The organism is Pseudoalteromonas sp. DL-6 (assembly GCF_004328665.1).
GTDB lineage: Bacteria > Pseudomonadota > Gammaproteobacteria > Enterobacterales > Alteromonadaceae > Pseudoalteromonas.
Genome location: NZ_CP019770.1, coordinates 1,855,836 through 1,876,848 on the forward strand (window position 1 = coordinate 1,855,836; position 21,013 = coordinate 1,876,848).

Here is a 21,013-nt window from a genome sequence, read left to right on the forward strand (position 1 = left end):
TCGCCCTCTTTGTGCATTGATAATTTAAAAATTATGAACTGAAAGAATTGAATGAGAAGTAAATGAGGTAACGCTAGCGACAATGCTAAGTGGATACTTAATTGTCTTCTCTGAGTAAGGGTTTTAGAAACACAAAGTCAGTGTCTAACCTGAACTCTGGTTAAGAAATTTACTAACATATCGAATCAAAATGATATTTATGTTTATTTTCTCAAGCTAGAGATTTTTAGTGAAAACAAGGCGAAATTACGCGTCGAAAGCTCGCCTATTGCAAGTAAATTCAACGCAGTTAGCGCTGCAAATAGCTGCTTGAGATGGATTTATTACCCGGAGTTCAGGTTATCAACACTTTTCAAGCATATTAATTGTAAATATATGTGTATTTAATACAATAAATTAGGTTAATTGCTCTAACTCGGTAATTAACGTTAATGCTTGTTCATTGGTCGTTCCGCATACATCTAACGTGGCGCTAAAATCACTGCACACTTTTGGGCGTGACTCATCACCAAATAGCTTACATAAATTACGCTCATCCAGCTGAATACAACGTTCTCCGGCCTTTTTACCGTTTGGCATACCTGGTATTGGCGAGCTAATACTTGGCGCAATACAACATGCTCCGCAGCCTAAACGGCACGCCATTGATTGTGTTTTCATTCTAACCTCAGTAATAAATTTCAATTATATTGTTGCTGCTTTGTACATAAATAGCGCGCTTCGTTCTATTTGTAACCGCTTTGTGCAATGACTTGTTACATCTTCAAACACACTGTAAACACTTTATTGCGTATCATTAGCCCATCAGCACAATTTATTAAGGGATGCCCTGTGGCGACTAAAAAACAAATAATACTTCCTATCGCAGTCCTTGTTGGTGGCATTGGCCTCGCAGCAGGCTTTTCTGCAATGAAAAAACCACCAGAAGAAAAACCAGTACAAGATACTCGCCCTTTGGTTGCAGCACAACCAGTTCATCTTGATGCAATTACCCTCGATGTGAAATCGTACGGTATTGTGCAACCAAAAGACCGTACTGAGCTAATTGCTCAGGTAAGTGGCCAAGTTATTTCAGTTGCAGGACAATTTGTTGAAGGTGCCTTTGTAAAGCAAGGTGACATTTTAGCACGAATTGATCCAAATGATTACGAAGCTGATTTAATTGAAGCTCAGGCAGGCCTTGCCCAAGCAAGCTCAGCACTCGAAATTGAACGCGCGCAAGCGCATGTTGCTAAAGCCGAATGGGAACGCATTAAAGCCGACTCAAGTGATATCACCGCCTCTGCGCTGTATTTGCGTAAACCGCAATTAGCCGAAAAAATGGCGCGATATCGCTCAGCACAAGCGAGTGTAAAACGTGCTAAACGTAATTTAGAACGCACTTATATTAAAGCCCCCTACGATGCGATTATAAACGAGCGTAGCATTAGTTTAGGCTCGGTAGTTAATCCTGGTAATAGCTTTGGTTCTCTTAGCTCAACTGAGGTTGCCGAGGTGCGTCTACCGGTTACCGATAAAGAGCTGCAATACCTTAATAAGGGTGGCATAGGTGCAACAGTTAAGTTTAATGCGCAATATGCAGGTAAAGAAACCACATGGCAGGCTAAAGTGGTTCGCAGCGAAGGTGTGATTGATCAGAAAAGCCGTATGAGCTATTTGGTTGCTCAGCTTCAAACCCCGTATGAAGGGGCTCAGCCACTTCGTTTTGGCTCATACATTAACGCTACTATTGAAGGCCGCGCCGTTAATGGCGCTATTGTAGTCCCTCATCATCTGGTTAAAAATAATAAAATTGCAGTGCTAAACGATGATTTAACTCTGTCATTTAAAACACTCAATATTATTCGCGAACAAGATGGCATGGTCATCGCAAATCAAGGCTTAGCAGAGGGAGAGCAACTAATTACTTCTGCACTTGAATACCCAACCGAAGGAATGGCAGTAAAAATAGAAGATACAGTGACAAAGCCAGACGTTACTCAACTTGCGTTAAAAGGAGAGTAAACGATGACCACAACTGATGAAAAAGGGTTAATTGCGTGGTTTGCGCGTAACCCCGTTGCTGCTAACCTAATCATGATTTTTGTCTTGATTGGCGGGTTGTTAACCGCGCTGACAATTCGTAAACAAGCCTTTCCTCAATTTGAAAGTAACTGGGTAAGTATACAAGCTATTTACCCTGGTGCTGCACCACAAGAGGTGGAAGAAGGCATTACTATAAAAATTGAAGAAAACCTCGAAGGTACTGAGGGTATAAAGCGTTTAATCACTTATTCTAACCGAGGCTATGCACAAGCCTGGGTTGAGATTGAAGAAAAATATGACGCCAAAGAAGCGCTTGATGAAATAAAAGCGCAAGTAGATTCAATTAATACGTTTCCTGCAGGTATGGAGCGCCCTGTTGTTCAGCGTGACAAGTTTCAACAGGAAGTAATGATACTCGCGCTTTATGGTGATATGAGTTATTACCAATTAAAAGAGCTTGGCAATGATATTAAGGATGAATTACAAAACCTTCCTCACGTAAACCTTGTTGATTTTTACAGTGGCTTAGACTACGAAATTGGCATTGAAATTAGCCCTGATAAACTTCGCGAATACGGACTCACGTTTAGAGATGTATCTAATGCGGTACAAAGCTTTTCTACTAATATGTCGGCGGGGCAAATTCGCTCTGACACTGGCTACATCTCGATGCGTGTCGAAAAGCAAGCCTATCGTGGCGGCGAATTTGAAAAGTTACCGCTAATTACATTACCAGACGGTGCTCAAATTAAATTAGGCGATGTAGCCACTATTAATGATGGCTTTGAAGAAGGCCTACTTTACTCTAAATACAATGGTAAAAATTCATTAACGTTTGAAGTTGATGCCTCAAAAGATCAAGACATTACCGTTGTCGCTAAAGTTCTTAAAAAATACCTAGCCGACAAAGCCGATCAACTTCCTGCAGGCGTTAAGCTCTCACCCATCGTTGATTTAACCTACTACCTTGAAGGCCGACTCGACATGATGGTCGATAATATGGTGTGGGGCGGTATTTTAGTTATGCTGGTATTAGCGCTATTTTTACCACTTAGATTAGCGTTTTGGGTAATGATGGGCCTCCCAGTGTCTTTCTTAGGGGCATTCTTATTTATGCCTATCGGCTTTTTAGACATTACTATTAATATGGTGTCTTTATTCGCCTTTATTATTGTTCTGGGGATTGTGGTTGATGATGCCATCGTAGTAGGTGAGTCGGCCAGTGCTGAAATTGAAAAACATGGGCACTCACTTAACAACGTTATTCGTGGTGTAAAACGTGTTGCCATGCCAGCGACCTTTGGTGTACTTACCACTATTGCTGCATTTTTACCTCAAGCAATGGCTTCAGGCCCAAGCGCTGCGTTTTCGAAAGCAATTGGCGTTGTGATTATTTTATGCTTAATTTTTTCATTGATTGAATCAAAACTAATTTTACCTGCACACATTGCAGCAATGAACCCGCGTAAGCCTAATCCTAAAAATCCATTACACAAATTACGTAATGCAGTTGATTGTGGCTTAAAGCATTTTGTTGAACATTATTACACTCCATTTATCGGTCGTTGTATCCATTATCGCTATACCGTGATTATTGGCTTTTTATGTATTTTAATTGTCAGTGCAGGACTCTTTGCCGGTGGTATGGTTAAATTTGTACCAAACCCTAAAATTCCGCATGATTTTCCGCGCATATCGCTAGAAATGAACCTTGCCTCTTCTGAGCAAGCCACGCTTGAAACAGCGCGTAAAATAGAAAATGTATTACTGAGCGTCGACAAAGAACTAGAGCAGCAGTATGGCCAATCTATGATCCGTGATTTGTCTGTTAGTCTGCGTGGTCGTACTAATGCGAGTATTATGGCCATTTTAGTAGAGCCTCACTTACGCCCAATCGATACCTTTGAGCTAAGCACTATGTGGCGTGAAAAAATGCCGCCGCTACCGGGGCTTAAAACTCTCACCATTCAAGATAGTATTTTTGGTGGTGGTCGTGATGATGGCGACGTTAGCTTTAGACTCGAAGGAAAAAATGCCGACGAGCTAAAAGAAGTATCTAGCAAACTAAAAGCTAAGTTACAAAGTATGGAAGGCGTGGGTGATGTAAATGACTCACTACAGAGTGCCACCGACGAAGTACAACTTGATTTAAAACCACTTGCTTACAGTATGGGCTTAACCCTTGCTGATGTGGCCTCTCAAGTAAGCTTTAGTTATTACGGTCTTGAAGCACAGCGTATTCTGCGTGAAGGTGAAGAAATCAAAGTAATGATTCGCTACCCACAAAGCGAGCGTAACTCAATAAGCAACATCCAAGATACGCGTATTATCACCCCTGCGGGCGCTGAAGTTTCTTTAAGTGAAATAGCTATAGTCAAGCTAGTTGACGGCGTAAGCAGTATCAGACGTGAAAACTCAAACCGTACTGTCAATGTGTGGGCTGCGGTCAATAGTGACGAAGTAGAGCCATTTGCCATTGCACAAGAAATTCGTGATGTTTACTTACCTGCACTGCTTAAAAACTACCCTGGTGTAAAAAGTAATGTTGCTGGGCGTATTCAAGAAGAGATGGAAAGTGCTAATGAACAACTACGTGATTTTGCAATCTCATTAATGATTATTTTTGCGCTACTGGCCATCCCGCTTCGCTCATACTCTCAGCCACTGATCATTATGTCGGTGATCCCATTTGGTGTTGTGGGTGCTATGTTCGGTCATATGGCTTTAGGTATGACCATGAGCGGGCTATCAATGTTCGGCATTATCGCTGTGGCCGGTATAGTGGTTAATGATTCACTTGTTATGGTGGATTTTGTAAACAAAGCCCGTGCAGAAGGTGTGGCAATAAAAGAAGCGGTAATGCAAGCCGGAGCGCGACGTTTTAGAGCGATATTACTAACCTCAGTCACTACTTTTATTGGCGTAATGCCGATTATTATGGAAACCAGTTTACAAGCAAAAATTGTAATACCTATGGCAGTATCACTCGCCTTTGGTGTGCTGTTTGCCACAGTAATAACGCTTATTCTTATACCGTGTCAGTATGTTGCGCTTGAGGATACAAAACGTCTGGTCCGCAAATGGCGCGGTAAAGACCCTATCGTCGATGGCCAACCAGCAACGACCAATAGTTAATTCAGTAAAATCCCAACCAAAAAAGCTCGGCATAATTATGCCGAGCTTTTTATTTATAAATTAAACTGCTCGTTTTTTATGCCTTTTACGTTATGGTATTAAATAATCATAATAAAATAAGGCACAACTATGACATCCCCTCAGTCTGAACACATTCCTCAAGAAGCATTTGATTGGTATGACGAATACGCTCATGGTTTAATTGATAGACGCACGTTTATGAAAAAGCTCGGCGGCTTAGCCGCATTGGGCTTTTCAATGACGGTGCTTACAGGTGCATTATTACCTAATTACGCTCAAGCTGAGCAGGTCTCATTTAACGACGATGACATAAAAGCCACTTACCAAGAATTTGATTCGCCTGATGGCCATGGTTCGGGCAAAGGCTATTTAGTGGTTCCAAAAAATACACAAGGCAAGCTACCTGTTGTATTAGTAATTCACGAGAATCGCGGCTTAAATCCGTATGTAAAAGATGTTGCAAGGCGACTGGCTAAAGCCGGCTTTATTGCCTTTGCCCCTGATGCGTTGCACCCACTGGGTGGCTACCCAGGCAACGACGATGAAGGTCGAGCCATGCAACGTACCCTTGATCGCACTAAAATACAAAATGATTTTGTAGCCGCTGCGCACTTTTTAAAAGCACAGCCAAATAGTAATGGTAAATTAGGCGCCGTTGGTTTTTGTTTTGGTGGCTATATTGTTAATTATTTAGCCTCAGTAGACAGTAACTTATTGAGTGCGGGCGTGCCCTTTTATGGCACACCTGCAAGTGAAAGCTTACACAAAAATATAAAAGCGCCGTTAATGATTCAATTAGGTGAACTTGATAAACGGGTTAACGCTACATGGCCTGAGTATGAGCAAAGCTTAAAAGCTAACAATGTTGAGTTCACCATGCATATGTATGAAGGTGCAAACCATGGTTTCCACAATGACTCAACTGGCCGTTACGATGAAAAAAATGCCGAACTTGCTTGGCAGCGAACCTTGGCGTTTTTTAAGAACCATTTAAGTTAACGTTACTAAACGTGTATTTGTTACTCGTTAATTAATACACGTTTATCAACAATCCCCTGCTTTACTAGCTGATTCAATAAGTGAGCGGTTTTTTCTCTGCACACATCACGCAATAGTCGTACAGCGGGAGTAATCGATTGCCTACTTGGGCAAATGAGCCAAAGCTCACCTTGGGTGTGCTGATAGTTAGGCATCACAGTAACAACGCGTTTATTTAATAAGTCATCTGCAATATCTAACGCTGATTTAACCGCTAAACCTTTACCTGCAACACACCAACGTCTGACTAAATCGCCATCGTTTGAAGCTCGTCTACCCTGCATTTTTACTTTGTATTTTTTTTGCCCGTCGGTAAATTCCCACACATTATTGATAATATCTTGCAGCTGATAAAATAACCCATGATGCTGCGCTAAATCATCCGGGTGATCTGGCTCACCATATTTAGCTAAATAAGTTGGCGTAGCACAAAGTAGTCGCGGTACATTGCAAATTTTAAACCCATAAACACTGCTATCACTTGGGGAGCCATAACGCAGTGCTATATCAACCGAATCACGAAAAAAATCGATATTACTATCGCTAATGTGCGTGCGCAAACTCACACTTGGGTACTTATCCATAATGTCATCAATCCAAGGGATCACTAAGTTACGGCCTAAATCAGATGAGGTAGCTACTCGTAATTCGCCTTCAATGGCGTCATGTTCTCCTTTAAGGTTTTGCCTTGCCGTTTCAAGCACAGCCAGCGCTTGTTCGCATTGGGGGATGTATCGCTCCCCTGCACTGGATAAACGCAAATGGCGAGTTGTTCTAATAAATAATTCACAGCCAAGTGCTGACTCTACACGCTTAATAGCAGCACTGGCCGTTGCTGTGCGCATATCTAACTTGGCTGCTGCTAGCGTAATGCTTCGACACTCAGCTACTTTTAAAATAAGTTTTAAGTCATCAATCTGCATATTATCTATTTTTATTTGATAATGATTCAATAATTATGCTGTTTATTTTAAATAAAGCAAATTGTATTATGCTGCTCATACACTCAGTAAATACTGTTTATCAACCCTTTTTTATTATGGAGAGACGATGACTCACCCTATTATTCGCGATCTTGAAAGCCGCCATACCGCTAAACGTTACGATGCTTCCAAGCGTATTTCTCAAGACGATTTAGCGGTATTATATGACGCGATGCGTCTTTCTCCTTCGTCTATTAATTCACAGCCTTGGAAATTTATTGTGATTGAATCTGAAGCCGCAAAAGAGCGTATGCACAGTACCTTTGCTAATAAATTTCAATTTAATCAACCACACATTAAAGCGGCGTCGCACATCATTTTATTTGCTCATAATCCACAATACACCCGTGAAAATTATGGCCAAGTAATTGATGCTGATATAAAAAATGGTCGAACTCAAACAGAAAACCGTGAGCAAGCTTTTGGCGCCTTTGCATTTGTTGATTTAAATACCGATGAGCAAGGCAATAATGCCGCCTGGACCAAAGCACAAACCTACATTGCTTTAGGCAATACTATGCATGCAGCAGCACGCTTAGGGATTGATACCACTCCTATGGAAGGCGTTGATGCACAACTGATTGGCGAAGAGTTCGCAAACGAGTTAGACGGCTATGTGTGTGATGTAGCACTTGCGCTGGGTTACCATGACGCTGAAGAAGACTACAATGCTAAATTGCCAAAATCACGTTTAAGCAAAGAACAAATTATTCAGGTTTTATAAGGCATCGCTGCTCACTCATATTGGTAAGTGAGCAGCTTATCTTGCTATGCTAGTTTTGTGACCACAGACGCATTGGTCACTTTGCCATGCTCAACATCTGCGGTAAAAGTGCATAATGCACCATTAATTAAATTTAAATTAGGGGGAATGTGGCCAATATCGGCATCTATGATCACCGGAAATAAACACCCGCCAAAAGCGGCATTTAAGCCTTGGCGATAATCAAACCCTGGATCTTGCCCCTGTAAGGTCACATGACGACCAATAATCACCCCGTTTATATCATCAAACATACCCGCCAATTTAAGTGACAATAAAAACCGTGCAACGGTCGCTGGCGTGAGCTCGGCACTTTCTAAATAAAGCACAATACCTTGCGATGCATTATGCTTTTTAAACTCATGCAAAGCTAAAAATGGTGAATCTAACAATAATCCAACCGTATCAAGACACCCACCAAACAACCGCCCTGACATTTCGATACTGCGCTTATCGGTATAATTTAAACACTGCCACTGGGTAGGTACGCTATGATCAAATAATGCACTCGGGTTTTGTGCGTAATCAGGCTTGCTATGTTGATGGTAAGTCGAGGAGGCTTGCTCAAACTCACTGTTAGCTTCATAACTTAGGCTTTCAAATATTTGTAAACAATATGGGTCTTTTTCATCAGGGTGTAATTGAATCAAATTAGCGCTATGCAGTGTTGCCCAGTTACATTTTGCTGTCAGTGCACAAGCAATCGTACTGACATCTGAATAACCCACTAACCATTTAGGTTTGGCATTTTTAATTGCGCTAAAATCAAGCAGCGGCAATATTTCCATTGCTAGTTCACCGCCCATTGGCGGCATAATTGCATCTATTTCATCATCTAATAAAAACTCCATTAACTGCTTAGCATGCTGCTTTGCTGTAAGCTGAGTTCGCGGTTCGTTTTGCCGTAAAAACTCCCCCTCCACAACCTGATAACCTCGATGTTTTAAGCCATTAATGACGATATCTAACCGTGGATGGTATTTTGATTTGATCCCCGCAGATAAAGAACACACGGCGATTTTAGAACCCACCTTTAAAGGTGCTGGATACTGTATATTTGCCATACTATTTCCTTATTGAAGAATAGGTTAGTACCATAACAACATAGCCTACATTTACAAACAATGAATAATAATTAACCGGTTCTAAACCAAATATAAAAACCAAGCATAAAAAAACCAGTGCTTATTACTAAGCACTGGTTTTTATAAAACGTTAAAGTGAGTTAACTAATTAAATATACTCAACCTCAATGATTTCGTACTCTACATCACCCTTTGGCGTTTTGATAATCACAGCGTCATCCGCTTGTTTGCCAATTAAGCCGCGAGCAATCGGTGAATTAACAGAAATTAAATTACTTTTAATATCTGCTTCATCATCGCCAACAATCTGATATTTAACTTCAGCGTCGGTTTCAACATTAACGATGGTTACTGTAGTACCAAAAATCACTCGGCCTGTATTAGGCATCTTTGTTACGTCAATCATCTGCATGTTTGAAAGTTTTGCTTCAATTTCTTGAATACGGCCTTCACAAAAACCCTGTTGCTCACGCGCAGCGTGATACTCAGCATTTTCTTTTAAGTCACCGTGTTCACGTGCATCAGCAATATCAGATACAATTTTTGGACGGGTAACAGTTTTTAATTCGTTAAGCTCATCGCGCAATAATTTTGCGCCACGAACTGTCATTGGAATTGATTGCATACTTTTCTCACTTAATCCCAAGGCCATGGTTATGGCCTTGGCACATTTCCTTAGTTCAATCGCAGGTGTAGTTCTTGAACAGACGTCACTTTACTGCGGTCATCTGCTTGGTTAGCAGTACAGTTAGCAAATGCCGCATTCAATGTCGTAGTATAATTGGTTTTGTGCTGCAATGCACCACGACGTAACACCTTCGAATCTTCAATCGCTTGGCGACCTTCGGTGGTATTAACGATATAGCTATACTCGCCATTTTTGATTCTATCAAGAATGTGCGGACGACCTTCGTATACTTTATTTACACGGCGAACCGTAATTCCAGCATCTTCAAGTGCAGCAGCTGTCCCACCTGTTGCGTCTAGCTCAAAACCAAGGTCTGTCATAGTTTTTGCTAGTTCTACAATACGTGGCTTATCGCTATTACGTACAGATAGTAACGCGCGACCACCACGTGGTAAAGTGTTGCTTGCACCTAATTGTGCTTTTGCAAACGCTTCGGCGAAAGTATCACCAACACCCATTACTTCACCCGTTGAGCGCATTTCAGGTCCACGGATAGGATCCACACCTTGGAACTTAGCAAATGGCAATACCACTTCTTTTACGCTGTAGTAAGGTGGAATCACTTCTTTAGTAATGCCTTGGCTTGCTAAAGATTGACCCGCCATACAACGCGCCGCTACTTTTGCAAGTGCTACACCCGTTGCTTTAGATACAAATGGAACTGTACGTGCTGCACGTGGGTTTACTTCGATTAGATACACTTTGCCATCTTTAACCGCAAACTGCGTATTCATCAAACCCACTACGCCAAGTTCAAGTGCCATATCAGTTACTTGCTTACGCATCACATCTTGCACTTCTTGCGTTAGCGAGTGAGCTGGTAATGAACATGCTGAGTCACCAGAGTGAACGCCTGCTTGTTCAATATGCTCCATGATGCCGCCAATAATCACTTGCTCGCCGTCGCAAATTGCGTCAACGTCAACTTCTATCGCGTTATCTAAGAAACGGTCTAGTAATACTGGCGCTTCATTTGATGCAGATACGGCTTCGGTCATGTAACGACGTAAGTCTTGCTCATCGTATACAATTTCCATCGCACGACCACCTAATACGTATGAAGGACGTACTACCAGTGGGAAACCAATTTCAACTGATTTAAGTAGTGCTTCTTCAGTAGAGGTAACCGTCGCATTTTCTGGTTGCAGTAAGTCTAAACGCTCAACAAGTTGTTGGAAACGCTCACGGTCTTCTGCACGGTCAATGGCATCAGGTGAAGTACCAATTACAGGCACACCGTTAGCTTCAAGCTCACGCGCTAGTTTAAGTGGTGTTTGACCACCGTACTGCACGATAACGCCTTTTGGCTTTTCAACACGTACAATTTCTAGTACGTCTTCAAGCGTAATTGGTTCGAAGTATAAACGGTCTGATGTGTCGTAATCGGTAGAAACCGTTTCAGGGTTACAGTTAACCATAATAGTTTCGTAACCGTCTTCGCGAAGCGCAAGCGCTGCATGAACACAACAGTAATCAAATTCAATACCTTGACCAATACGGTTAGGTCCGCCACCAATTACCATGATTTTATCACGGTCAGATGCGTTAGCTTCACACTCTTCATCGTAAGATGAGTACATGTAAGCCGTGTCTGAGCTAAATTCTGCAGCACACGTATCAACGCGTTTGTACACAGGTACAATATTGAGTTGATGGCGCTTTTTACGAATTTCAGCTTCTGATACACCGGCAATTTCTGCAATACGCGGATCGGCAAACCCTTTGCGTTTAAGTTTACGCAAGAAGTCTGCATTTAAGCCAGCCATACCGACTTCTGAAATTTTAGCTTCGTCTTTTAAGATATCTTCAATTTGTACTAAGTACCAAGGGTCAATCTTAGTCAGTTCGAACACATCTTCAACACTCATACCATGGCGCATTGCATCGGCAATGTACCAAATACGCTCTGCACCTGGCTCACGTAATTCACGAATGATTTTTTCTTTTGCTTTCGGGTCGTCAAGCGCCACAATTGGGTTAAAGCCCGTTGCGCCTACTTCTAAACCACGTAATGCTTTTTGTAATGACTCTTGTTGGTTACGACCAATCGCCATTACTTCGCCCACTGATTTCATTTGCGTTGTTAAACGGTCGTTTGCACCGGCAAATTTTTCAAAGTTAAAGCGAGGAATTTTTGTTACCACGTAATCGATTGAAGGTTCAAACGATGCTGGTGTTTTACCGCCAGTAATATCGTTTTGAAGCTCATCAAGGGTGTAACCTACAGCCAATTTTGCTGCAATTTTAGCAATCGGGAAGCCTGTTGCTTTAGATGCAAGCGCTGATGAACGTGATACACGCGGGTTCATTTCAATGATAACCATACGACCATCAACAGGGTTTACACCAAATTGTACGTTTGAACCACCGGTTTCAACACCAATCTCACGCAATACGGCCATAGAGGCATTACGCATAATTTGGTATTCTTTGTCGGTTAATGTCTGTGCTGGTGCAACCGTGATTGAGTCACCTGTGTGCACACCCATTGGGTCAAAGTTTTCAATAGAACAGACGATAATACAGTTGTCTTTTTTGTCACGAACAACTTCCATTTCGTATTCTTTCCAACCAATTAACGACTCATCAATTAATAACTCGCTGGTTGGTGAAAGGTCTAAACCGCGCTCACAAATTTCTTCAAACTCTTCCATGTTGTAAGCCACCCCGCCACCGGTGCCGCCCATTGTGAAAGAAGGACGAATAATACACGGTAAGCCGATTCGGGTCATGGTATCGCGAGCTTCATCCATTGAATGGGCAATTTCAGCACGTGGACATTCAAGGCCGATGTTACGCATAGCAACATCAAAACGCTCACGGTTTTCTGCTTTATCGATTGCATCGGCTGTTGCGCCAATAAGCTCAACGCCATGCTTTGCCAATACACCGTGCTTATCTAAATCAAGCGCACAGTTTAATGCCGTTTGACCACCCATTGTAGGCAGTACAGCATCTGGCTTTTCTTTTTCAATAATTTTTTCTACCACTTCCCAGTGAATTGGTTCGATGTATGTTGCATCGGCCATTTCTGGATCAGTCATGATAGTGGCTGGGTTTGAGTTAACTAATATAACTCTATAGCCTTCTTCTCTTAGTGCTTTACACGCTTGAGCACCAGAGTAGTCAAATTCACAAGCTTGACCAATTACAATTGGGCCTGCGCCTAAGATAAGAATGCTTTTTATATCGGTACGTTTTGGCATTATTACTCCGGTTAAATTAGTGGTTACGCGCTTGCATCAAGTCGATGAAGTGGTCAAATAATGGGGCTGCATCGTGCGGACCAGGACTTGCTTCAGGATGACCTTGGAAGCTAAACGCTGGTTTATCTGTACGGTGAATACCTTGTAATGTACCGTCAAATAACGATTTGTGCGTAGCACGTAAGTTATCTGGTAATGTGGCTTCATCTGCAGCAAAACCGTGGTTTTGTGCAGTGATCATTACAACATCGCGGTCAAGATCTTTAACTGGGTGGTTACCACCATGGTGGCCAAACTTCATTTTTACTGTTTTAGCACCTGAGGCAAGTGCTAGTAGTTGATGCCCTAAACAAATACCAAAAATTGGCGTGTCGGTTTCTAAAAAGGTTTTAATTGCATCAATGGCATAAGTACATGGCTCAGGATCGCCAGGGCCGTTTGATAAGAAAATACCATCTGGGTTTAAGGCTAGTACGTCAGCGGCAGAGGTTTGTGCTGGAACAACCGTCAGTTTACAGCCACGATCAACAAGCATACGTAAGATATTACGTTTAACACCAAAGTCATAGGCTACAACATGAAACTTTTCATCATCAGCGTGTAAGGTTTTAAACCCTTCGCCTAATGTCCAGCTTGATTCGCGCCACTCAAAATTTTCCTTGGTTGAGACAACTTTTGCTAAATCCATGCCTTTTAAGCCTGGGAAGGCTTGCGCAGCTTCAAGCGCTTTTTTCTCGTCTAGTTCGTCACCGGCAACGATACAGCCATTTTGTGCGCCTTTATCACGCAAAATACGGGTTAGTTTTCTGGTGTCGATGTCCGCAATACCTAAAATATTACGTTCTTTTAAGTAATCATCTAACGATTGCTCGTTACGAAAATTACTCGCTAGCAGTGGCAAATCACGGATCACTAGGCCTTTAGCCCAAATGTGACTCGCTTCTTCGTCTTCGCTGTTGGTACCCGTATTACCGATATGTGGGTACGTCAAAGTTACGATTTGTTCCGCGTACGATGGATCAGTCAAAATTTCTTGATAACCAGTCATAGACGTATTGAATACTACTTCACCGACTGACATGCCGTCAGCGCCGATTGCAGTACCGCGAAACACTGTGCCGTCTTCTAGGACTAACAGAGCGGATTTAGTCAAGTTAAACCTCCTAACAGTAAAAAACGGGAGTAAGCAAATTGCTTAACACCCCGCCAATACCCAAATAATTGGTCAAAACCTGATTTCTGTGAGCTTAAATTGTTTTACGCAGTCTTAAATGATGCCGATGTAAACCACTAAACCTTCATTCATTTTTCTTGCCTAAAACTCTTTTCATTCCCACACAAACCCCGGTTTTGCTAACCACATGAGTATAATTGGAAACACGCATTTAGTAATTTTTGGCAAATTGGCTGCATTCTACATGAAGTTGGCTTTTAGGTCTAACGCTAATTAGTAAATTGCAATAAATAAGTGGTTATAGCAAAAAACCACCCCAAAGCGTTAAAAAAGGAACTTAACTACTTCAAATCGAGTACATCTTGCATGTCATAAAGTCCTGCCGGTTTATTTTTCAACCACTGCGCAGCTCTTATAGCACCTAGTGCGAAGGTCATTCGCGAACTTGCTTTATGGGTTAATTCGAGTCTTTCGCCCATTGTAGCGAAGTAGGCCGTGTGTTCACCTACTATATCGCCGCCTCTTAGCACCGAATAGCCAATTTCATTTTGTGATTTGGCTTGCTCTATATTGTTACGATCATAAACAGCAACCTCATCATGATCCCACCCTTTTGCCTGTGCAATCGACTCGCCAATAGCTAATGCTGTGCCCGATGGCGCATCTATTTTATGACGATGATGCGCTTCAAATATTTCTATATCTAAATCATCACCTAATTTTGTCGCTGCCGTTTGCACTAAGTTAAGCAGTAAATTTACACCCACGCTATAATTACGCGCAAATACAATCGGGATATGTTTAGCGGCATCAGTTAATAGCGCCATATCGTCGTGAGTTAAGCCAGTGGTGCCAATTACCATAGGTGTTTTTTGCGCAACGGCTGTTTTTAAATGATTTCTCATGCCTTCAGGCAAAGTAAAATCTATAAGCACATCTACATTTTCAACCTGCTGTTCACTGCTAAACTTAATCTCTTTTGCCGCTGCGCTGTTAAGCTGATTAACTGGCAAGTCTAATAACGGTGACTGACTGCGTACATAGGCCGCAGCTAATTGTGAATTTTTATTAATTGTTGCTGCTTCTACAAGTGCCAGTCCCATTCGACCATTTGCACCAAATACACCTACTCGATTCATCTTTTTACAACCTATGTATTTTTTAGTTAGCTAGATTTTATCTAAAACTCATGTAATAGTCAGGAAAGCTTATTAAAAAGCTTCGATTATTTTAGGGTCTGTTGACCTTTGCGGATTAAAATTTGTTCAAACTAGGAGCGGTTTAATCGTGGCGCGAGGTTTGTAACCTAGTGGGCTAAGTAAAAACCGAGCAACAAAGAGTAAATCGCCCCTAGGCAGAACCCTTCGGGCAGCGCCTGTTTGGCATTGATGCTGCGTTATCGCCTATTTATGGGGAACAACCACACCACATAGGCTCTGCCTTGCCTAAATACCAAACAGACTGCTGCAAATTTAACCTTGAAAGATCAACAGACCCTCATAATAATAACAGATAGTCTTTGCATTTAGCCATCTATACATTTAAACTTCCTTTTTTGCGCCGATTTGGTCTTTGGCTTGCGGGCGCTGTTGAGTTACTTATCTGGTTAGATAGTAAAACAAACAACTAAATTCAGCTAAAAGAGGGATGCTTTGGCTGTTTAATATATCAATCGGTTTCGATTGCTATGAATAATTAACGAGGATTATGATGCAGCCATCATTTGATAAAAATAAAGCAAGATTTTCTTTGCTCCCCCTACTCACCTTTGTTGCTATTTTTTTAGGCTCAGGCTTATATTTGCAATCTCAAGGGGTTGATTATGCATTTTATCAACTCCCAGCACCGGTCGCTATTTTACCCGCGATTGTTTTAGCCTTTATTTTAAATAAAGCCAGTATTAATCAAAGTGTAGAAACCTTTATTAAAGGTGTGGGTAATAACAATATTATTACCATGTGCCTTATTTACTTACTAGCGGGTGCTTTTTCGGCGGTTGCAGGTGCAACCGGCGGTGTGGATGCGGTTGTTAATGCTGGTCTTTCACTTATACCTCCTTCATTATTACTGCCTGGTTTGTTTTTAATAGCGGCGGTTATTTCTACTGCGATGGGTACGTCAATGGGAACTATCGGTGCTATTGGCCCAATTGCCTATGCGGTATCCATAAAAACAGGAATTGATCCTGCTTTAATGGCCGGTACCATTGTATCTGGCGCTATGTTTGGTGATAACTTATCAATAATTTCTGACACCACGATTGCTGCTACCCGTACGCAAGGTTGTGAAATGAAAGATAAGTTTAAAGAAAACCTTAAAATTGCTGTTCCGGCCGCTATCCTTACTATTGCATTGCTATTGTTTTTAACGCCTGCAGCACAAGTAGTTGATACCAAAGACTACGATATTTTATTAGTACTTCCTTATGCCTTTATTTTAGTCTTGGCGGTAATGGGCTTTAATGTGTTTGTAGTGCTATTAAGCGGTATTGTATTTGCCGCACTAATGGGCTTTACCGGTAGCTATGAAGGTGCCAGCTTTGTAAAAGATATTTACAAAGGCTTTAGCGAAATGCAGGAAATATTTTTACTGTCTATGTTTATTGGTGGCCTCTCTGAGTTTATTCGTATTAATGGCGGCCTCGACTACATCGCGCAAAAAATTCAAGCGATTACTAAGGTCATTGCAAAATGGCACCGTAAAGTGGCTGATCAGTTAGGGATAGCTGCATTAGTACTAACCAGCAATATGTGTATTGCTAACAACACAGTGTCTATTATTGTAACAGGCCCGATTGCTAAAAAGTTAGCTGACGATGGTGAAATTAGTGGTAAACGTTCTGCCAGTTTATTAGATATTTTTGCCTGTGTAACGCAGGGGTCTTTGCCTTATGGCGCACAGGCATTATTACTCGGTGCTACATTTAAAATTAGCCCATGGGATGTTTCAACCTCATCTTACTACTGCTTTATTTTAGCTTTTACCGCGATTGCGGTTATTTGCTTACGTCGTAATAAAGCTTAAATCTTGTTTAAACAGTGTATTAGCTGCATGCTAATACACTGTTTATAACAATAAATAATTAACAAATTAACCGTGTTTGCTATAATGTGATATTCAGCGTGTCACATAAAATATGGTTATGAAAATTAAAAACTTACTTCCTCTCGTTGCACTAAGTGCATGTGCCTTAAGTTCAACAGCTACCGCAGCTAATTGGAGCAACACTGCGCTTCATATTAACAACGGCAGTCACAAAAACCCGTTCACTGAACAAAAATCTAGCACCACGGTTTACTCAATCGAACATGCTTCTGGCCATGATTATGGCGATAACTTTTTCTTTATTGATTACAGTACCGACAGCAACGATGATGGCTTCCAAGATCAAGACTTCTATTTTGAAGGTTACTCTACGCTTAGCTTATCAGCCGTTATGGACGAAAAAGTAGCGTCAGGGGCGCTTGTTGATGTTGGCCTAACTATGGGTATTAATGCTGCAGGCAATGCTAAAGTTGTTAAATATTTACCGGGTGTGAAATTAAGCTGGGATGTACCAGGTTTTAATTTCTTTTCAACTCTTATTAGTGCATACATTGATGATAGCGAAGGCGTTGCAAAAGGCGGTGCACCTATTGAAACCAATAGCTGGATGTTTGATGTAGCCTTTGATTACCCGTTCATGATTGGCTCGCAAAAGTTTAACGTAAAAGGCCATGCAGAATATATTGCTGAGCGTAAAGATGAGTTTGGTAATGATGTACGTGCTTGGTTTTTAGCCCAACCTATTATTGTATGGGATATGGGACATGCGCTAGAAATGAAAGAAAATACTTTACTGTTAGGTATGGAATGGCAATACTGGCACAATAAATTTGGTACTGATGTTAGCGAATCAGTACCGCAAATTCATTTAGAATGGACCTTTTAAAGAACAAAACAAATTAAAAAGTGCGAACCATTTCGCACTTTTTAAGTTCAAAAAAATACATGTTTTATCCAAGCATTAACCTACCGGCAATTAACTGAGAAGTAGTCGTCCCCGCTCTTTACTTCTAACTCAGGAAAGTGAGTTAGAAGACGATCATAGCTTTTTTTAGAGTGGATTTTGAGGGCAAATGCAGCTCGAAGGTGTTGCGATTCAATGTGAGCTCCATTGCGAGTAAAAAAGTTTATAAATGCTTTATTTTTCTTATTTTCATAGGTCATTGGATCACCGGAATGAATAGAAAGTTCTGAATAATTTTGGATAAAGAAATAAAGAGGATCCAATTCATTTTTATTATCATAAGCAACGCCACCCAGCCTAGTGTTTAATATAGCGAAGGGTTCAAAAACGCCTTCAGCTGAAAACCTATTCAATAAAATCTGCGCATCCTTTAACTGCTCGAAATTTAATGAATTAAGCCACAAAGTTAATCCTTTTAATCCTGCGAATCCTCCTAACAATTCCGAATGACTACTTAACGGTTTCAAACCAACATTACTTAGTCTAGCTATAATTTCTTGCTCATTTAAGCTAGTTGCTTGGAGGTAATCTCGAGCAATAATAACTGCTAATATAGATTTTGTTTCAGGTAACAAAGCAGGTAAATCTAAGGTTTCTAAATCGAGTTCTTGCAATGAGGTGTTTTGATTACCAATTGCTTGATTAATTATCTTACTCGCTGCAGTAAATTGACTTTTTATTAACGGTAGGTTTTGTAAAGCTTGTTTATTTTTGCAGTGCTTAAACTCAGGTGAAGATTTTATCTTTGCAATAAAAGGCTGGTCTTTAAATGTTTCAATTTCATTGGGTGTTAATTCACGGCTTGTAAACCAATCCTTCGTTGATTGACACTTCTTGAGGTCCAGTTGTTGCTCGTCAGTTAAATTGTTTTCTTTTATATTCAATTGCAATATAGGGTTCGGTTTCTCTATGTCATCGATTAAAGCGATTTTAATGACGATCCCTTCGTTATTTAATTTCTCAACCCCCTTATTGACCTTTTCGTTACTAAACCAAGGGTGTGTGATTTTTTGATAAAAAACCTGCTTCTCTAATAACCCTAAAAGAGTTAGGAACAATTTATGCTCTGTTGGATTAGTAATTTCATAATCTTCACCACCTATAATAGTGAGAAAATTCAATGCTAATTTATTATCAAAGCTTACATCTGATAACTTTAAATCAGGGTAACGCTGCAAAAGCATGATAGCGGATTGTAGCTGCTGTTTAGTCAACAACAGATTTAAAATTGAATTTAAAGGAGAAAGTTGATTATTGTTAAGTACATCATATGGGATTTCTGAAAAAGTCCGTTCAATTTCGTTAAAAATTTCAACGGCAGAGGTATTTGTTGAGCTGACCTTTTTGTAAATCGTATCTGTGGGCAAGTTTTTCCAAAGTATATCCAAAAGGTCAGTGTAATCAACAACAGTTGTTATGTTTAAGTCAGGTGCGTTAACATAATCGTATTGAGCGATTAATCTTTCACTATTCGGTATTGATTGTAAAATCGGAAACAACTTTTCAACTGACTCTGCTAATGCTGCTTTATCGTACCAAGTTTTAGCCACTGACCAGTAACTCGAAAACCATATTGCCTCGGCGACCTGCTTTGCTGTATACCCGTTTTTAAATGCTTGTGATGCTTTTAGCTCAATATCACGTTCATTATTATCTCGTAACTTATACTGCTTATAATTTAGCTCTTTGCATTGTTCCTCATTCGGGATATCAGTAGGAAATGGCTGTTTAACATAAATGTTTTTGGCGTTTATGTTATTCCCGAAATTAGCTTTTGGCTTTTTAATATCAACATTGGCTTCTGTTGGTGCAAGCAGGATTGAATTTTGACGCTTACTGGGTAATATACTAAAAAATATAACTAAACTGATCAAAACAACGCTAATGATTACAACTATTTTTTTCATCCTTGAATCTTCCTATTTTTGGCCTACTTCAAACCACATGTTTTCATTTACAAGTTAGTTTGATTAAGCTCGCAAACTAATGTTAAACGAGCTTATAAGGTTTTGTTAAAGCTTACACTGCGGGTTATTACCTTTTGCCTTAGCTGCTTTTTGCTCACTAAGCGCTTTACTCATTTGAGACTGTAAATTTGCAATACGGCTCGTTGGTGCTGGGTGAGTTGATAAAAACTCTGGCGTTGCCCCACTGCCCGCTTGACTCATATTTTGCCAAAGCGTAACAGACTCTTTAGGGTTGAAACCTGCTTGCGCCATTAAATCTAAACCAATAACGTCAGCTTCTGTCTCATGAGAACGACTAAATGGTAAAACAACACCATATTGAGCGCCTAGGCCTAGGCCTTGCATAATTTCATTGCGGTATTGCACGTTGCCCATTTCAAGCGCAGCACTGCCTAATTGCATTCCTGTTTGTAAAATAGAGCTTTGTGAAACGCGTTCATTTGAGTGCTCTGCAATCACATGACCGACCTCATGGCCTAAAACAGTGGCAACCTGATCTTGGTTTGTGGCTATTTTTAATAGCCCAGTGTGCACCCCAATATAACCGCCGGGTAGTGCAAATGCATTGGCTGATTCATCTTCAAATACCACCACTTCCCAATTTTGAGATGCATATTGAGAAGGTAGGACAGCCACTACTTTTTCAGCAATACAATTGACGTAACTATTTACTTTTGGGTCTTTGTTTACCGGCTGCGTTTTTTTCATCTCTGCAAAACTGGCAGTGCCCATTTGACTCATTTGTTGATCTGAGTAAAGCGCAATTTGCGTACGCCCAGTTGGTGATGTTTTACAACCTACTAATACTGCACTGGCAAGTACTGCCAAAACCAATTTCTTCATTATGTTACCCTAGATCATTGTTTTATTAAGTATAGAATAGCAAACGCGGTGTTAGTTTAAAATCTTTGCTTTTTGC

General features: G+C 40.8%; 15 protein-coding genes. 6 read left to right on the top strand and 9 right to left on the bottom strand.

Annotation, left to right across the window (positions count from 1 at the left end; all coding sequences use genetic code 11):
• Positions 1–396: 396 nt before the first annotated feature.
• Positions 397–660, bottom strand: coding sequence for a YkgJ family cysteine cluster protein (locus tag B1F84_RS08575; protein ID WP_041708812.1), 264 nt, complete (start codon positions 658–660; stop codon positions 397–399).
• Positions 661–831: 171 nt separating this feature from the next.
• Between B1F84_RS08575 and B1F84_RS08580 the strand changes: the two genes are divergently transcribed.
• The 3 genes from B1F84_RS08580 to B1F84_RS08590 all read left to right on the top strand — a co-directional run bounded on the left by B1F84_RS08580 (position 832) and on the right by B1F84_RS08590 (position 6,180).
• Positions 832–2,004, top strand: coding sequence for an efflux RND transporter periplasmic adaptor subunit (locus B1F84_RS08580; RefSeq protein WP_131691177.1), 1,173 nt, complete (start codon positions 832–834; stop codon positions 2,002–2,004).
• Between the two features lie 3 nt (positions 2,005–2,007).
• Entirely contained in the window at positions 2,008–5,160 is a 3,153-nt protein-coding gene (locus tag B1F84_RS08585; protein ID WP_131691178.1) for an efflux RND transporter permease subunit, read from the top strand.
• 129 nt (positions 5,161–5,289) lie between these two features.
• Positions 5,290–6,180: a dienelactone hydrolase family protein gene (locus B1F84_RS08590; protein WP_131691179.1), complete on the top strand. Its 891-nt coding sequence runs from the start codon at positions 5,290–5,292 to the stop codon at positions 6,178–6,180.
• A gap of 20 nt (positions 6,181–6,200) precedes the next feature.
• On the opposite strand, the gene B1F84_RS08595 is transcribed toward B1F84_RS08590, so the two are convergent.
• Entirely contained in the window at positions 6,201–7,142 is a 942-nt protein-coding gene (locus B1F84_RS08595; RefSeq protein WP_165489693.1) for a LysR family transcriptional regulator, read from the bottom strand.
• Between the two features lie 127 nt (positions 7,143–7,269).
• Between B1F84_RS08595 and B1F84_RS08600 the strand changes: the two genes are divergently transcribed.
• Entirely contained in the window at positions 7,270–7,926 is a 657-nt protein-coding gene (locus B1F84_RS08600) for a nitroreductase family protein (RefSeq protein ID WP_131691181.1), read from the top strand.
• Positions 7,927–7,970: 44 nt separating this feature from the next.
• On the opposite strand, the gene B1F84_RS08605 is transcribed toward B1F84_RS08600, so the two are convergent.
• The 5 genes from B1F84_RS08605 to dapB all read right to left on the bottom strand — a co-directional run bounded on the left by B1F84_RS08605 (position 7,971) and on the right by dapB (position 15,257).
• The gene (locus tag B1F84_RS08605) at positions 7,971–9,029 is read right to left on the bottom strand and encodes a S66 peptidase family protein (RefSeq protein ID WP_131691182.1); all 1,059 of its coding nucleotides are present in this window, start codon (positions 9,027–9,029) and stop codon (positions 7,971–7,973) included.
• Positions 9,030–9,198: 169 nt separating this feature from the next.
• Complete coding sequence (gene greA / locus B1F84_RS08610; protein ID WP_054201101.1) at positions 9,199–9,675, bottom strand: transcription elongation factor GreA; 477 nt, start codon at positions 9,673–9,675, stop codon at positions 9,199–9,201.
• 50 nt (positions 9,676–9,725) lie between these two features.
• Positions 9,726–12,944: a carbamoyl-phosphate synthase large subunit gene (gene carB, locus B1F84_RS08615; protein WP_055012948.1), complete on the bottom strand. Its 3,219-nt coding sequence runs from the start codon at positions 12,942–12,944 to the stop codon at positions 9,726–9,728.
• A gap of 16 nt (positions 12,945–12,960) precedes the next feature.
• On the bottom strand, positions 12,961–14,097 hold the full coding sequence (carA, locus tag B1F84_RS08620) for a glutamine-hydrolyzing carbamoyl-phosphate synthase small subunit (RefSeq protein WP_008113125.1): 1,137 nt from the start codon (positions 14,095–14,097) through the stop codon (positions 12,961–12,963).
• 362 nt (positions 14,098–14,459) lie between these two features.
• A complete protein-coding gene (gene dapB, locus B1F84_RS08625) occupies positions 14,460–15,257 on the bottom strand; it encodes a 4-hydroxy-tetrahydrodipicolinate reductase (protein ID WP_054201103.1) in 798 nt (265 codons plus the stop codon).
• 571 nt (positions 15,258–15,828) lie between these two features.
• On the opposite strand from dapB, the gene B1F84_RS08630 reads away from it, so the two are divergent.
• Both B1F84_RS08630 and B1F84_RS08635 read left to right on the top strand, forming a co-directional pair.
• Positions 15,829–17,142 (top strand): Na+/H+ antiporter NhaC family protein, encoded by a 1,314-nt coding sequence (locus tag B1F84_RS08630; protein WP_131691918.1) that lies wholly within the window; start codon positions 15,829–15,831, stop codon positions 17,140–17,142.
• A 118-nt stretch (positions 17,143–17,260) separates the two neighbouring features.
• Positions 17,261–18,049: a nucleoside-binding protein gene (locus B1F84_RS08635; RefSeq protein WP_205988814.1), complete on the top strand. Its 789-nt coding sequence runs from the start codon at positions 17,261–17,263 to the stop codon at positions 18,047–18,049.
• An 80-nt stretch (positions 18,050–18,129) separates the two neighbouring features.
• Here B1F84_RS08635 and B1F84_RS08640 read toward each other — a convergent pair whose 3' ends face one another.
• Positions 18,130–20,034 carry a hypothetical protein gene (locus B1F84_RS08640; RefSeq protein ID WP_131691184.1) on the bottom strand — a complete coding sequence of 635 codons (1,905 nt, stop codon included), beginning with the start codon at positions 20,032–20,034 and terminating at the stop codon, positions 18,130–18,132.
• 105 nt (positions 20,035–20,139) lie between these two features.
• The gene (locus tag B1F84_RS08645) at positions 20,140–20,937 is read right to left on the bottom strand and encodes a M48 family metallopeptidase (RefSeq protein ID WP_131691185.1); all 798 of its coding nucleotides are present in this window, start codon (positions 20,935–20,937) and stop codon (positions 20,140–20,142) included.
• Positions 20,938–21,013: the final 76 nt, after the last annotated feature.

Bases quoted from the DNA above. Each gene is read 5' to 3' on its own strand.
- B1F84_RS08575 (WP_041708812.1), bottom strand. From the start codon at position 660: ATGAAAACACAATCAATGGCGTGCCGTTTAGGCTGCGGAGCATGTTGT.
- B1F84_RS08585 (WP_131691178.1), top strand. From the start codon at position 2,008: ATGACCACAACTGATGAAAAAGGGTTAATTGCGTGGTTTGCGCGTAAC.
- B1F84_RS08590 (WP_131691179.1), top strand. From the start codon at position 5,290: ATGACATCCCCTCAGTCTGAACACATTCCTCAAGAAGCATTTGATTGG.
- B1F84_RS08595 (WP_165489693.1), bottom strand. From the start codon at position 7,142: ATGCAGATTGATGACTTAAAACTTATTTTAAAAGTAGCTGAGTGTCGA.
- B1F84_RS08600 (WP_131691181.1), top strand. From the start codon at position 7,270: ATGACTCACCCTATTATTCGCGATCTTGAAAGCCGCCATACCGCTAAA.
- B1F84_RS08605 (WP_131691182.1), bottom strand. From the start codon at position 9,029: ATGGCAAATATACAGTATCCAGCACCTTTAAAGGTGGGTTCTAAAATC.
- greA (WP_054201101.1), bottom strand. From the start codon at position 9,675: ATGCAATCAATTCCAATGACAGTTCGTGGCGCAAAATTATTGCGCGAT.
- carB (WP_055012948.1), bottom strand. From the start codon at position 12,944: ATGCCAAAACGTACCGATATAAAAAGCATTCTTATCTTAGGCGCAGGC.
- dapB (WP_054201103.1), bottom strand. From the start codon at position 15,257: ATGAATCGAGTAGGTGTATTTGGTGCAAATGGTCGAATGGGACTGGCA.
- B1F84_RS08630 (WP_131691918.1), top strand. From the start codon at position 15,829: ATGCAGCCATCATTTGATAAAAATAAAGCAAGATTTTCTTTGCTCCCC.
- B1F84_RS08635 (WP_205988814.1), top strand. From the start codon at position 17,261: ATGAAAATTAAAAACTTACTTCCTCTCGTTGCACTAAGTGCATGTGCC.
- B1F84_RS08640 (WP_131691184.1), bottom strand. From the start codon at position 20,034: ATGAAAAAAATAGTTGTAATCATTAGCGTTGTTTTGATCAGTTTAGTT.
- B1F84_RS08645 (WP_131691185.1), bottom strand. From the start codon at position 20,937: ATGAAGAAATTGGTTTTGGCAGTACTTGCCAGTGCAGTATTAGTAGGT.